A 13,955-nucleotide genomic window follows, 5' to 3' on the forward strand; every position below is an offset into this window, starting at 1 on the left:
CTATAGGAAAAGCGCATTACACTGCGCCTTCCTCCTTTTTATCACTCTGGTCGAGTTGTTGATAATTCTGGAAACTCTTCATCTATGACTGACGCTTTGCGTTCACGGCGCTCAAATTTAGGACCAGATGTTTTTTCTTTATGAGATCCACGGTGACCATTACCGTTATTCCCATTACGACGTTCGCGTGGCTTATGTTCAGGTTCTTCATAACCTTCTGGTTTTTCTAGCAAAGCACGTACTGAGGCATCAACACGACCTTTATCATCAACTTTTGTAATCTTAACTTTAACAACATCTCCAAGCTTCAAAGCATCTTCTACTTTGTTCGTGCGATTCCATGCAAGTTCTGAAATATGTACCATCGCATCAGTATGGCCAAAAAGATGAACAAATGCACCGAATTTTTCGATTCTTACAACCTTTGCTTCATACACATCGCCGACTTTGGCTTCGCGGACCAATTCTGTAATGATTTCTTTCGCACGGTTAATCGCTGTCTGATCAGGAGAAAAGATAGAACAAAGTCCATCTTCATCGATGTCAATTTTAACTCCTGTTTCTTCGATGATTTTGTCAATCGTTTCGCCGCCCTTACCAATAACAATCTTAATTTTATCCGCATTAATTTTAATCGTATCAATTTTAGGTGCGGATGGTGCAAGATTTGGACGTGGTTCCGAAATTGTTGCTTCAATCACATCTAATATTTCAAAACGAGCGCGTTTTGCTTGTGCGAGTGCTTCTGCCAAAATTTCGGCAGTAATTCCTGAAATTTTGATGTCCATTTGTAAAGCAGTAATCCCCTCGCGTGTACCAGCAACTTTGAAATCCATATCACCAAAGTGATCTTCCAAACCTTGAATATCTGTCAAAATAGTATAGTTGGAGCCGTCTGAGATTAAGCCCATAGCAATTCCAGCTACCGGCGCCTTGATTGGTACTCCTCCAGCCATCAAGGCTAATGTTCCTGCACAAATCGAAGCTTGTGATGAAGAACCATTCGACTCTAGTACTTCCGCAACTAAACGTACAGCATAAGGAAATTCTTCAAGTGACGGCATAACTTGCTCAAGCGCACGCTCACCAAGTGCACCATGCCCTATTTCGCGGCGACCAGGTGCACCATAACGTCCAATTTCTCCCACTGAATACTGCGGGAAATTATAGTGGTGCATGAAACGTTTTTTATATTCCAGATCCAAGCCATCAATGACTTGTGCTTCCCCCATCGGAGCCAGAGTCAAAGTTGACAAGGCTTGCGTTTGCCCACGTGTAAAGAGAGCTGATCCGTGTGTAATTGTATTCGGTGTAAAGTCTATTTCTGCTTCTAAAGGACGAATCTCATCGACTTTACGACCATCAGGGCGAATTTTATCCTCTGTTATGAGGCGACGGACTTCTGTATGTTCCATTCCCTCCAGAATCTCAGAAACATCACGCATAATGCGCTCAAACTCTTCATGTTCGGCATAAGCTGTTTCATATTCTGCTTTGACACGATCTTTAACGGCTTGAGTAGCCGCTTCACGCGCAAGCTTTTCTTCTACTTGTACAGCAGCTTGCAAGTCTTTATTATAGTCTGCAATAATTTGGGCTTTCAATGTTTCATCAACACGCAAAAGTTCAACTTCTGCCTTGTTCTTACCAACTTTGGCTACAATCTCATTTTGGAAAGCAATAAGTTCTTTAATCGCTTCGTGTCCTGCAAGGAGGGCATCGAGCATGATTGTTTCTGATAGTTCCTTTGCACCTGACTCTACCATATTGATCGCATCAATATTCCCAGCGACAGCAAGATCCAAATCAGACTTTTGCATCTGTGCAACATCGGGATTAATGACAATTTCACCATTGATATAGCCCACTTCAACACCCGCAATCGGTCCGTCAAAAGGAATATCTGAAATGGCTAATGCCAAGGAACTTCCAAACATCGCTGCCATACGCCCACTTGCATTTTCATCATAAGAGAGTACAGTATTGATTACTTGTACTTCATTTCGAAAACCGTCAGCAAACATTGGGCGTATAGGGCGATCAATCAACCGGGCAGTCAGAGTAGCATAAGTGGATGGTCGTGCTTCACGCTTATTAAAACCTCCAGGAAATTTTCCTGCGGCATACATTTTTTCTTCATAATTAACTTGCAAAGGGAAAAAGTCACCGTTTGCCATTTTTTTCGACATGGTCGCTGCAGTTAGCACGGTTGTGTCTCCATAGCGAACAATAACTGCGCCATTGGCTTGCTTGGCAACTTGACCTGTTTCAACAACAAGCTCGCGTCCTGCAAAATTCATTCTGAAAGTTTCTTTTTTCATGTTTTCTCCCACTTTTCGAGATTTCAGTGCTTCTCATTTCTATCCAAAAATCAATTTGCTTTCTCAAAAGTAAACTCATTTTTGTATAGAACAGCACTGTGCCCATTATACTATATTTTTGAGGATAAAAAAAGCTTTGTAAGAGCAATCTATAACGGTTTTAGGCATTCGGACGCCACAAAAGAAAACGCTCACTTTCCAATGAAATTTTTAACTTCTCTGATAAAAAGGATTGTAAAAAAATAATCATTCTCTTCATACAAAAAAAGCAACTGTACGTTGCTTTTTGGTAAAGGTATATTTTTACTTTAAGTATCTCAATACATTTTTCCATTGTATCAGCTAAGCAGATAACTATTCTCGCTTTTTATCCATTTCATACCAAAATTTATGTTTTTCAAGCATATAAGCAAGAACATCGGTTTGGTAAACTTGCTCCAAAAAACTTCTAGAAAGTACTTCGTTTGCTTTTCCTTGTTTTACTATTTTTCCCTCATGTAAAACTAGAACATTTTCTGAAAAAGACAGAGCTAAATTAATATCATGAAAAACAGCAATGATGATTTGATTTTGAGCAAAATACTCATCAATATTGCGCAACATTTCTAGTTGATAATAAATATCCAAATGATTATTGGGTTCATCCAATAAAACAATCTGAGGGTTCTGTAATAAAGTCCGGGCTAAAAAGACACGCTGCAGCTGGCCGCCAGAAAGTGTTGACAGTTGTTGATCTTTTATCGTATCCAAATCAAATGCGGCTATCACTTCTGCTACACGTGCTTTATCTTGGGCACTTGCCACTGCCATAAATCGTTTTCTCAGCTGGGTGTAGAGTCCCATCATCAAAGTTTCATAGACGGAATAAGAAAAATATACAGCTGGGTTTTGAGAGAGAAGAGCCACTTTTTCTGCTAATTCAATTCTTTTTAATGTGGTCAATGATTGTTCGTTTAGTTCAATTTTTCCTTGATATTTTAGCAAACCAGCTAGACCCTTTAAAAGCGTTGATTTCCCACTACCGTTTGGTCCTAAAATTGCTAACCTTTCCCCTGCCTTGACAGAAAAATTAATATCAGAAAGAATCTCTTTTCCCGAATACTCAACCTTCATATTTTCAACTTTTAACATCTCATACTTGTCCTTTTCTAAAGAAAATATAGCAGAAAAATGGCGCACCAATGAGGGCTGTTACTGCTCCAATTGGTAATTCTCTTGTTTGGAAAACACTTCTTGCTACAGTATCTGCAAGAACACAGAGCAAGCCGCCTATAAGTGCTGAGCTTGGAAGAACCCACTTATGTGTCGCACCAAACAAACGACGAGCGATATGGGGTGCAATCAAATCGACAAAACCAATCACTCCCGTCATTGCTACGCTGGCTCCTGTGAGCAAAGTCGATAAGCTAATTAAAATAACTTTCGTCCGTTTGACTTCTACTCCTTGACTCAAAGCAAAGGTATCACCAAAACTCAAAATATCCATTTCTTGGTGAAAGTAAAGTAAGCAGATGAAACTAAAGACAAAGAGCAAAGCGAGGAGCTGTACGTTTTCCCACGAAGCTCCTGAAAAACTCCCCAATTGCCAGAAAATGATACGTTGCATATAATCCGGCGAAAAGGTCATCATTAAGGTTAAAAAAGAATTAACAAACAAAGAAAATATCATTCCCACCAAAATGATAGTTTGATTATCTAATGATTGGGAAAGTTGTTGAGCAAAGAGTAAAACGATAAAAACAGTTACAAGTCCAAAAGCAAAGCCCGCAAGGCTCATCGAAATCGAAGTGCTCATAAAATTAATACCGAGTAACATCACAGTCGAAGCGCCTAATGAAGCACCTGATGATACGCCTAAGGTATAGGAAGAGGCTAAAGGATTTTGTAAAAGTGATTGCATCACTGTTCCACTAGCACCCAAGGCTAAGCCGACAAGAAAGCTGAGCAAAATCCGAGGCATGCGAACTTCAAGAAGAATACTTTGCAAAAGAGGAGCAGAATCTTTCCCTCTGCCCAATATCATATTCATTAAATCACCGACTGATATCGGAGCACTTCCTATTTGAAGGCTTAAAAGCATTGCCAGTAAAGACAGGGCCAAAAGCATCACAATAATGCTTATTCTATTCTTATTTGAAGTTTTTGAATACATCAGGATATACCGCTTTTGCCATTTCTGTCATTGCTTTTATTACATGTTGATTAGGAAGCGAGCTTCTTTCGTTATCAATAGAATAAACGGCTTTATTTTTTACTGCCTTCACTTCTTCCCAACCTTTCAATTTTAAAATGTCGTTAATAGGATCCGGAACATATTCAACATTTGTTAATATTACATCTGGATTAGCCATAATTGCTGCCTCTTCTGAAACTTTGATGGCTCCTGTTTCTTTGGCCATCACATTCTCAGCTCCAATTGTTTCAATCATTTCATTGATATAAGTGTCCTTTCCCATACTATAAATTTCTGGGGAAGCCGCGATTTCAAACAGAACCCTTTTCTTATGATTTATTTTTGCAGCTTGTTCTTTAAAAGCAGAGATATCCTTCTCCATCTGACCAGTAAGTTGTTCTCCTTTTTCTTTTTGGTTTAAAACTGTCGCCACGAGACGAATATTGTTTTCAATTTCTTTAAAGTTCTTTTCAGTAGGTAGGACGACAACACTCGTTCCTTTATCTTGTAGCTTCTTAATTTTATCTTCCGATTGGAACAGGGTCAAATCACTCACAAATAAAAGTTCTGGCTGGAGCGCCATTATTTTTTCAAGATCCAAGTTCATAAGGTCTGTCTGCTGCACATTTTCCAAACCCTTAACATACTTGGGGCTTTGCGTATCTACAGCAATGAGTTTATCTTTTTGCCCCAGATCGTTAATCACTTGTGTCACCGCAGGTGAGAGTGACACAACTCTCTGAATATTGTTGGGAATTTTTACTCTCTCACCTTGTGGTGTCGTAATTTCAACTTTAGATGAGTTTGCTTCCTGAGTCACGTGTTTATTTTTTGTACATGCTGATAGACTAACCACCATAAACAGCAAACCAATTATCGTTAGTGTTTTCTTTTTCATTTGTTCTCCCTCACTAAAAAAGCTCTCATCATGTAAAGCCCTTATTTTTGAAACCAAGGCCCTTGCTAACAGTGTCACCCACAAATATGACTTAGTCTGGTCCCTCACAGTCATTTAAGTGCTGCTAAGAAGTTACCCTCTTTCCATACTTGCCGCTGTTCTTGTATTATTTTTATTTATCTCATCTTGAGACATAATATTCCTCTTATTTTACCATGTCTACACTTAACTTCGGTAACTAAAACACTTGGCTTACTACAGAGGATATAAGATAATGAGATAACTCTAAATATCAAACATCTTCCATTAAAAATTTTTTTATTTTAACCCTTACCTATATAACGTGAAACCTTTCACGTAAATAGCGCTATGAAATCCCCCTCAAATTTGATAGAATAGACATATCATAATATTATAGGAGAAAAACTGTGACTTATTCTGACGCACAACTTAAACTTTTTTCACTGAACTCGAATCCTGAATTAGCTGAAAAAATTAGCAAAATTATGGATGTTCCTTTGGGGAAAGTAACTTCAAAACAATTTTCTGACGGAGAAATCATGATTAACATGGAAGAAAGTGTTCGTAATCATGATGTGTATATTATCCAGTCAACAAGTTGGCCAGTCAATGACAACATTTGGGAATTGTTGATTATGATTGATGCTTGCGTCCGTGCATCTGCACATTCAGTCAATATCGTTATGCCATACTTTGGTTATGCGCGTCAAGACCGAACTGCTTCAAGCCGTGAACCAATCACAGCTAAGCTTGTAGCTGATATGCTCGTCAAAGCTGGAGCAGATCGTGTACTCACTTTAGACATCCATGCAGTTCAAGTTCAAGGTTTCTTTGATATTCCTGTCGATAATCTCTTTACTGTACCGCTTTTTGCTGAGTACTACATGAATAAAGGATTGTCTGGCGATGACGTTGTTGTTGTTGCACCTAAAAACTCTGGTATCAAACGCGCGCGTAGTCTTGCGGAATATTTAGAAGCTCCTATTGCCATCGTTGACTATGAAGATGACGATGCAAAACGTGAAAATGGTTATATCATTGGTAATGTTGAAGGGAAAAAAGTTATTCTTATTGATGATATCCTCAACTCAGGTGTAACATTCTCAAATGCTGCTTCTGTCGTGCGCGAAGCAGGTGCTGGAGACGTTTATGCCGTAGCAAGTCACGGTCTCTTCACTAAAACGGCAGCTGACTTACTTGAAAAGTCTGGAATTTGTGAAGTTCTCGTCACAGACTCTGTAGCTACTAAAAATCGTAAACCTAACAATGTAAAATACCTTAGTGTCGATAAACATATGGCAGATGCAATTCTTCGTATTCATGAAGGACGTCCTGTATCTCCGCTCTTCAAATTTGATAAAAATCAAGACTAAAGTCTATTCTGAACAATATTTAAGTTCATTCACCACCAGCTTTTCGCTGGTTTTTTATATGAAAAAAAGCCACGCTGGCAAAACGAGACTTCATGTTCAGGAAATTTTAATCGATATTTTGATTTGCCATATCCAATATATCATTTCTGCTTATCAATAACGTTACCTTTTGTTAACAGAGCTAAAAACGGTTAGCTATCTCTTTTTTTATCATTCTTTTCTTCCTTTATTTTTTTGTCCTCAAGAGTAAATCCTTTTGATTTGAGATAGAGAAAGAGTTCTTGAAATAATGGATTGATTTGACAAATGAGTTGAAGCATTCGTGCAAAGAAAAAAAGTAAAGAACTATTGATAACAAATTCTATTTCATGGTTGTACATTTTTACATTTGAAAACTTATAAAACTCGAAAACACCCCAAAAGATTGCTATCGTTACACCATCAATCACTATTCTTTTCTTCAAAGGCGGATCCATTTTTTCGCCATCCTTGAGCCATGTTAATCCTAAAATAATTACAATTAATGCCGAGATACCTAATAAGTTATATTCCATTTGTCTGCTCTTCCTTTCCTATAAGACTGCTTACCAGCTTAAATTTATTATATCCTTCATTTTTAGATTGTTCCACTTCGTTTAAAAAATTATACTTTAGCCTTTGTCAGTGTTATAATTGGTATAGGCAGATTACAATAATATAATTAATACATCTTTCAAAGGTCACCTCTCTGCCTAGGTGGCTTTTTTCATAACCTGTACTTACTTTAGTCACTTCTTTCTCCTCTCATAACTTCATTTATCTAAAAAATTAGCGGAAGCGTTCGAATTTCAGAAAAAAAATATAAAACATGGTAATATAGAGATAATGGAAACTTACGATTGTCATTAAGCTTTCGTATAGAGTACATAAATGAAATACACACATTTATTAAAAAGGTTAAGTTAATAGAACCTTACATGTCCTTGAAATAAGACTTTTAATAGAAACTCGAAAGAGAGGAAAGAACAATTATATATCTAGATAATGCCGCAACAACACCGATACTTCCTGAAGTTGTTGATGTCATGACGGAAGTTCTTGCTAACAATTTTGGCAATCCGTCCAGTACGCACAATTTTGGTCGCCAAGCGAGCCAACTCGTACGTCAGGCACGAGAAACAGTAGCTAAGGCACTTCAAGTTTCGCCTGGAACAATTACTTTTACTTCCGGCGGAAGTGAATCCAACTCCACCGCTTTGGTCGGTTACGCTTTAGCCAACCGTCAAAATGGTAATCATATTATCACCACTGCCTTAGAGCATCCATCAGTACTTAATGCCCTTGACTACTTGAAAACACGTCATGGCTTTGATGTTACTTTTGTTCAACCCCAAGCTGATGGCTCTTTCCCCACCCAATTGATTGAAAATGAATTGCGGGAAGAGACAATTCTTGTTTCAATGATGATGGCCAATAATGAAACTGGGCAACTACTTCCCATCAAAGAAGTGGGGCAACTTTTAGAAAATCATCAAGCTGTTTTTCATGTTGATTCAGTACAAACAATGGGTAAAATCCCCGTACATCCTGAGGAGCTAAAAATAGATTTTCTATCAGCTAGCGCTCACAAATTCCACGGTCCAAAAGGTGTCGGCTTTCTTTATCACCGTTCTGGACTAAAATTTGACAGTATTATCCACGGTGGTGAACAAGAAGAAAAACGCCGTGCAGGTACGGAAAATCTTCATTCTCTTTTGGGCATGGCAAAAGCACTACAAATTGCAACAGATAACATGAATGCTAATTATGCCCATGTTGAAAAACTCAAAGCTTCACTTCTAGATGATCTTGCAGAAATTGAATATTATACACACGAATTTGGTCCGAGTATGCCACATGTTGTAAATATCGGGTTCCCAGGGAAAAATCATGATTTATTACTCGCAAAACTTGATCTTGCTGGTGTGGCAATTTCAACTGGTTCCGCCTGCACCGCTGGAACAGTTGATCCTTCCCATGTTCTCGAAGCTGTATATGGTAGTGAATCACCAAAACTTAAAGAAAATATTCGTGTTTCTTTTTCAGAACTCAATACTGAAGAAGAAATTCACAATTTTGTTCAAACACTAAAAGAAAGGGCACTATAAAAGATGGCTTTTATTACTGAAAAAAAACTTGAGGGCTGCAAATACAGCTACTCATTATCACCGAAAGTTAAGAAATTTACTCTCAAAGACACAACTTTTTCTCAAAATAATATTGGAAACTTTGAATTTAAACGTATACTTGAAGAGGTTCCAAATTCTGGTCAAGGTTTTCTCCTTAAAATTATTATTAATCCTGATTTAACAGGTTTTAAACTATCAGTTACTGATAAATCAGGATTACGTAATGTGAATATCTTTAAAAATGCTAGCGAAATTATCCAAGAAAAATTTTATTTCCAAATGGATACTTTTGTTGATCGTGAAATCTTTATTAAAAATGAAGTCTAAAAAAACTCCCAAATGGGAGCTTTTTATTTCCTAATTTCAAAAACATTCATCAAAAAAACCTCACAAAATGTGAGGTTTTTTTAAGAAGTGAGTCCACTTCAATAATTCTTAACGAATTATGCTTTGATTTCAGCTACGATACCTGAACCAACAGTACGTCCACCTTCACGGATAGAGAAAGTAGTTCCTTGTTCGATGGCAACTGGGTGGATAAGTTCAACGTCGATGTGAACGTTATCACCAGGCATTACCATTTCAGTACCTTCTGGAAGTTTAACTGAACCAGTAACGTCAGTTGTGTGGAAGTAGAATTGAGGACGGTAGTTGTCGAAGAATGGAGTGTGACGTCCGCCTTCTTCTTTGCTCAATACGTAAACTTCACCTTCGAATTTAGTATGTGGAGTGATTGAACCTGGTTTAGCGATAACTTGACCACGTTCGATTTCGTCACGTTGAACACCACGGAGAAGTACACCAACGTTATCGCCGGCAAGACCTTCGTCAAGTGTTTTACGGAACATTTCGATACCAGTAACGACAGCTTTTTTAGTGTCTTCTTTGATACCAACGATTTCGATTTCGTCGTTGACTTTAACAGTACCACGTTCGATACGACCTGAAGCAACTGTACCACGACCAGTGATTGAGAATACGTCTTCGACTGGAAGCAACAATGGTTTGTCAGTGTCACGTTCTGGAGTTGGGATGTATTCATCAACGATGTCCATAAGTTCTTCAACTTTAGCAACCCATTGAGGTTCACCGTTCAAAGCACCAAGAGCTGAACCAGCGATTACTGGAGTATCGTCACCTGGGAAGTCGTATTCTGACAAGAGGTCACGTACTTCCATTTCAACAAGTTCCATAAGTTCTTCGTCATCAACGAGGTCAGCTTTGTTAAGGAATACGATAAGGTATTTAACACCAACTTGACGTGAAAGCAAGATGTGTTCACGTGTTTGTGGCATTGGTCCATCAGTTGCAGCAACTACAAGGATCGCACCGTCCATTTGGGCAGCACCAGTGATCATGTTTTTAACGTAGTCCGCGTGACCTGGGGCGTCGATGTGGGCATAGTGACGTTTATCAGTTTCGTACTCGATGTGAGCAGTGTTGATAGTGATTCCACGTTCGCGTTCTTCTGGCGCAGCATCGATAGATGCGAAATCAGTCGCTTTAGAGTAACCTTTGTCAGACAATACTTTAGAGATTGCAGCTGAGAGGGTAGTTTTACCATGGTCAACGTGTCCGATAGTACCAATATTTACGTGCGGTTTGCTACGGTCGTAAACTTCTTTAGCCATTTTAAAATGTCTCCTTTGAGAAAAAATATATTTTTTATAGGTAGAAGTGCTTTGCACAAACTACCGTTCCATAACATTATACTGGATTTTCGCTTTAAATGCAAACTTTATTGCTATTTATCTGGCTTTTTTTGACTTTTCGTAGTAAAATATATAAAAAATGATAAGGAGTAATATCGATATGGGATTAACTTTTAGAAAACGTGATGATTTCGATAAAATGATGGATGATTTAGGCGTCTCAACCGGTAATTTAGACACTGATAAAGCAACAGCAAAAACTGAGAAGCAAGAAGATCCATTTGCGAAATTCTTAGAACCAAAAGAGTCTTCAAAATCGGAAACGGACGATTCTGGTAAATAGTGTGACATTTTACTAATTTATTGCTAGAATAGAACTGAGAATAATAAATATTGAGGAAACTATGACTTACAAAAAGAAACAAAAATCTACTTTTCAAAAAGTGACGATGGTTGTTGTCGTTGCGATGCTGCTACTTATTGTCTTTAGCTCCCTAGCTATGGCTCTGTCTGCATTTTAAAAACTGCTTGAAGCAGTTTTTTATATTATAAAAAGCTTGGATATCCAAGCTTTTTATTTTATTCAAACCCATCAGTTAATACTTGAGGAAATTCATTTCTTACAATGGTAGCACAGCTTGAGCAAAGGGCATGTAAATGTTCATTTTCATCAGTCCCAACGGTCACATCTGTACGGCGGCAACGGTCACATACTTGACCTGCTGCTTGTTCCACAAGAATAGCTACATCATCAAATTTAAGAGCTTCTTCTGGTGCTCCTTCATTTGATACAGAGAATTCTGAAACAATGAGAAGTTGAGCAACATTTTCATCAAGACTTACAAGAAGACTTGAAACCACTTCATTAGGATATACAGTAACTTTTGCTTCAAGTGATTTACCAATTAATTTTGCTTCGCGTGCTTCTTCAAGCGCTTTAAGTACTTTATTTCGGAAATCAAGGAATGCTTCCCATTCACCGAGTAACTCTTCTGAGCCAGTGAAGTCTTTAACTTCAGGCATTTCAGCAAGATAAGCGAACTCTTCCGTTTCTGCTTCAAGGTATGACCAGATTTCTTCTGCTGTGTGCGGCAGAATCGGAACTAAAAGTTTTGTCAAATCTGCAAGCATTGTATACATCACGGTTTGCATTGAACGACGATCTGCAGCATTGGCTGCCTCGATGTATACCACATCCTTAGCAAAATCAAGATAGAAAGCAGACAAATCATTGGTCAAGAAGTTAATCACTTGCTTATAAACACTCATGAAATTGTATGAATCATAAGCTTCACGTACTGATTCTACTAGTGTATTGAATTTGACAAGCATATATTTATCAACACTACGTAAGTTTTCATAAGAAACCGCATTTGTGTTTTTATCAAAATCGGTAGTATTTGCAATTAGGAAACGCATTGTGTTACGGATTTTACGATAAACTTCTGAAACTTGATTAAGAATCTCCATAGAAACACGAACATCGGCTTCAGTATCGACAGAAGCTACCCACAGACGAAGAATATCTGCCCCTAATTTTCCTGTCACATCTGAAGGTAAAATTGTATTACCAATAGATTTAGACATTTTACGTCCTTTTCCATCAAGAACAAAGCCTTGTGACAGAACTGCTTTGTATGGAGAAACACCGTTAACAGCAACTGAAGTTGTGATTGAAGAGTTAAACCAACCACGATATTGATCTGAACCTTCAAGATAAAGATCGGCAGGATAAGATAGGTAATCACGTTCGTTCAGAACACCATTCCATGATGAACCTGAATCAAACCAGACATCCATGATGTCTTTTTCTTTTGTGAATTTACCGTTTGGAGAACCAGGATGAGTGAAGCCTTCTGGTAACAACTCTTTAGCTTCACGTTCAACCCAAACTTTTGAACCGTGTTCCGCAAAAAGCTGGGCAACATGTTCTGTTGTTTCCGGCGTAATGATTGCCTCTCCATTTTCCGCATAGAAGATTGGCAGTGGAACACCCCAAGCGCGTTGACGAGAAATGACCCAATCTCCACGGTCACGAACCATATTATAGAGACGTGTTTTCCCCCAAGGGATAATCCAATCCACTTGTTCAATTTCACTTAGGATATTTTCACGGAAGTCATCAATCGATGCAAACCATTGTGGTGTTGCACGGAAAATAACGGGTTTCTTCGTACGCCAATCATGTGGATAACTGTGTGTAAAGAAGTCAAGCTTCAGCAAAGCTCCTTTTTCTTCTAACCATTTACTTACAATTTTGTTTCCTTCATCGTAGAAGATACCTTCTAAACCAGGTGCTTCATCCGTATAGTAACCACGGTTGTCCACAGGTGATAGAACTTCAAGTTTATATTTACGGCTAAAGAAGTAGTCATCTTCACCATGACCCGGTGCGCTATGAACGAGTCCAGTACCAGAATCAAGTGTGACATAATCCCCATTCATAATCAATGATTCACGATCATAAAATGGGTGATAAGCCGTCATCATATCCATTTCAGAACCTTTAAGTGTTTGAATTACCGTTGGGTTTTCCCACTCTAAAGTCTCTGCCACCTTGCTAAGCATTTCTGAAGCAACAACAAATTTACGATTTCCTACTTCTACAACTGAATATTCGTAGTCTGGATGTACAAAAATCCCCATATTTGCTGGCAATGTCCAAGGTGTCGTTGTCCAGATAACAAATTCTGCATCTTCTGGTAACAAGCCCTTAACATCTTTTGCTTTGAAAGCCACAAAGATTGATGCCGAACGGACATCTTGGTATTCAATTTCCGCTTCTGCCAATGAACTTTCTGATGAAGGAGACCAGTAAATTGGTTTTTGACCTTTGTAGATATAGCCTTTTTCCGCCATTTTACCGAAGACACGAATTTGTGCAGCCTCATATTCTGGGAGAAGTGTCATATATGGACGTTCCCAATCTGCTAAAACTCCTAAAGACTTAAAGTCTGAACGCTGCATATCTACTTGCTTAAGCGCATATTTGCGACACTCCTCAAGATAGTCTAACATGTCCATTTCTTTACGGTTCATACCCGCTTTTGAAAGTTGTTGTTCGATAGGTAAACCGTGAGTATCCCATCCTGGTACATATGGTGCACGGAAACCAGACATGGATTTATAGCGTACAATAATATCTTTCGAAATTTTATTTAGAGCATGTCCAACGTGGATATTTCCATTTGCATAGGGAGGTCCATCGTGCAACATAAACGATGGTTTACCTTCATTCAGTTCTTGACGTGCTTCATAAAGTTTAGCTTCTTCCCAGCTTTTTTGCCAGCCAGCTTCTTTATTTGGCAAGCCTGCTCGCATCGGGAAAGCCGTTTTTCCTAAATTCAATGTATCTTTAATTTTCATAATT

General features: G+C 38.4%; 12 protein-coding genes. 5 read left to right on the forward strand and 7 right to left on the reverse strand.

What is annotated here, in order from left to right; translation table 11 throughout:
- Nucleotides 1-41: 41 nt before the first annotated feature.
- From pnp to J0J33_RS00500, 4 genes are all read right to left on the reverse strand, one after another.
- Nucleotides 42-2,321: a polyribonucleotide nucleotidyltransferase gene (pnp, locus tag J0J33_RS00485; protein ID WP_206887910.1), complete on the reverse strand. Its 2,280-nt coding sequence runs from the start codon at nt 2,319-2,321 to the stop codon at nt 42-44.
- 354 nt (nt 2,322-2,675) lie between these two features.
- Nucleotides 2,676-3,452, reverse strand: a complete 777-nt coding sequence (locus J0J33_RS00490; RefSeq protein ID WP_206887913.1) for an ABC transporter ATP-binding protein — start codon at nt 3,450-3,452, stop codon at nt 2,676-2,678.
- A 1-nt stretch (nt 3,453) separates the two neighbouring features.
- On the reverse strand, nt 3,454-4,473 hold the full coding sequence (locus tag J0J33_RS00495) for an iron ABC transporter permease (RefSeq protein WP_206887916.1): 1,020 nt from the start codon (nt 4,471-4,473) through the stop codon (nt 3,454-3,456).
- Nucleotides 4,451-5,392: an ABC transporter substrate-binding protein gene (locus tag J0J33_RS00500; protein ID WP_206887919.1), complete on the reverse strand. Its 942-nt coding sequence runs from the start codon at nt 5,390-5,392 to the stop codon at nt 4,451-4,453. The genes J0J33_RS00495 and J0J33_RS00500 overlap by 23 nt, the downstream gene beginning before the upstream one ends.
- Before the next feature lie 428 nt (nt 5,393-5,820).
- Here J0J33_RS00500 and J0J33_RS00505 point away from each other — a divergent pair, with 428 nt between their 5' ends.
- Nucleotides 5,821-6,786 (forward strand): ribose-phosphate diphosphokinase, encoded by a 966-nt coding sequence (locus tag J0J33_RS00505; protein WP_017370577.1) that lies wholly within the window; start codon nt 5,821-5,823, stop codon nt 6,784-6,786.
- Nucleotides 6,787-6,977: 191 nt separating this feature from the next.
- Here J0J33_RS00505 and J0J33_RS00510 read toward each other — a convergent pair whose 3' ends face one another.
- Nucleotides 6,978-7,340 carry a holin gene (locus tag J0J33_RS00510; protein ID WP_165720089.1) on the reverse strand — a complete coding sequence of 121 codons (363 nt, stop codon included), beginning with the start codon at nt 7,338-7,340 and terminating at the stop codon, nt 6,978-6,980.
- Between the two features lie 453 nt (nt 7,341-7,793).
- Here J0J33_RS00510 and J0J33_RS00515 point away from each other — a divergent pair, with 453 nt between their 5' ends.
- Both J0J33_RS00515 and J0J33_RS00520 read left to right on the forward strand, forming a co-directional pair.
- A complete protein-coding gene (locus J0J33_RS00515; RefSeq protein WP_206889263.1) occupies nt 7,794-8,912 on the forward strand; it encodes a cysteine desulfurase family protein in 1,119 nt (372 codons plus the stop codon).
- Nucleotides 8,913-8,915: 3 nt separating this feature from the next.
- On the forward strand, nt 8,916-9,260 hold the full coding sequence (locus J0J33_RS00520) for a DUF1831 domain-containing protein (RefSeq protein WP_019294354.1): 345 nt from the start codon (nt 8,916-8,918) through the stop codon (nt 9,258-9,260).
- A gap of 116 nt (nt 9,261-9,376) precedes the next feature.
- Here the strand turns inward: J0J33_RS00520 and tuf are convergent, their stop codons facing one another.
- A complete protein-coding gene (gene tuf / locus J0J33_RS00525) occupies nt 9,377-10,564 on the reverse strand; it encodes an elongation factor Tu (RefSeq protein ID WP_003133474.1) in 1,188 nt (395 codons plus the stop codon).
- Nucleotides 10,565-10,745: 181 nt separating this feature from the next.
- Between tuf and J0J33_RS00530 the strand changes: the two genes are divergently transcribed.
- Together J0J33_RS00530 and J0J33_RS00535 are read left to right on the forward strand one after the other, a co-directional pair.
- Nucleotides 10,746-10,928, forward strand: coding sequence for an SPJ_0845 family protein (locus tag J0J33_RS00530; RefSeq protein ID WP_198494230.1), 183 nt, complete (start codon nt 10,746-10,748; stop codon nt 10,926-10,928).
- A gap of 61 nt (nt 10,929-10,989) precedes the next feature.
- Entirely contained in the window at nt 10,990-11,106 is a 117-nt protein-coding gene (locus J0J33_RS00535; protein WP_206887922.1) for a DUF4044 domain-containing protein, read from the forward strand.
- Nucleotides 11,107-11,164: 58 nt separating this feature from the next.
- Here the strand turns inward: J0J33_RS00535 and ileS are convergent, their stop codons facing one another.
- Nucleotides 11,165-13,951: an isoleucine--tRNA ligase gene (gene ileS / locus J0J33_RS00540; protein WP_206887925.1), complete on the reverse strand. Its 2,787-nt coding sequence runs from the start codon at nt 13,949-13,951 to the stop codon at nt 11,165-11,167.
- Nucleotides 13,952-13,955 lie beyond the last annotated feature (4 nt).

The sequence above is a fragment of the Lactococcus sp. LG1267 genome (assembly GCF_017309545.1).
In the GTDB taxonomy this organism is placed as follows: Bacteria; Bacillota; Bacilli; order Lactobacillales; family Streptococcaceae; genus Lactococcus; species Lactococcus petauri.

Bases quoted from the DNA above. Each gene is read 5' to 3' on its own strand.
- pnp (WP_206887910.1), bottom strand. From the start codon at position 2,321: ATGAAAAAAGAAACTTTCAGAATGAATTTTGCAGGACGCGAGCTTGTT.
- J0J33_RS00530 (WP_198494230.1), top strand. From the start codon at position 10,746: ATGGGATTAACTTTTAGAAAACGTGATGATTTCGATAAAATGATGGAT.
- J0J33_RS00520 (WP_019294354.1), top strand. From the start codon at position 8,916: ATGGCTTTTATTACTGAAAAAAAACTTGAGGGCTGCAAATACAGCTAC.
- ileS (WP_206887925.1), bottom strand. From the start codon at position 13,951: ATGAAAATTAAAGATACATTGAATTTAGGAAAAACGGCTTTCCCGATG.
- J0J33_RS00500 (WP_206887919.1), bottom strand. From the start codon at position 5,392: ATGAAAAAGAAAACACTAACGATAATTGGTTTGCTGTTTATGGTGGTT.
- J0J33_RS00535 (WP_206887922.1), top strand. From the start codon at position 10,990: ATGACTTACAAAAAGAAACAAAAATCTACTTTTCAAAAAGTGACGATG.
- J0J33_RS00510 (WP_165720089.1), bottom strand. From the start codon at position 7,340: ATGGAATATAACTTATTAGGTATCTCGGCATTAATTGTAATTATTTTA.
- J0J33_RS00495 (WP_206887916.1), bottom strand. From the start codon at position 4,473: ATGTATTCAAAAACTTCAAATAAGAATAGAATAAGCATTATTGTGATG.
- J0J33_RS00490 (WP_206887913.1), bottom strand. From the start codon at position 3,452: ATGTTAAAAGTTGAAAATATGAAGGTTGAGTATTCGGGAAAAGAGATT.
- tuf (WP_003133474.1), bottom strand. From the start codon at position 10,564: ATGGCTAAAGAAGTTTACGACCGTAGCAAACCGCACGTAAATATTGGT.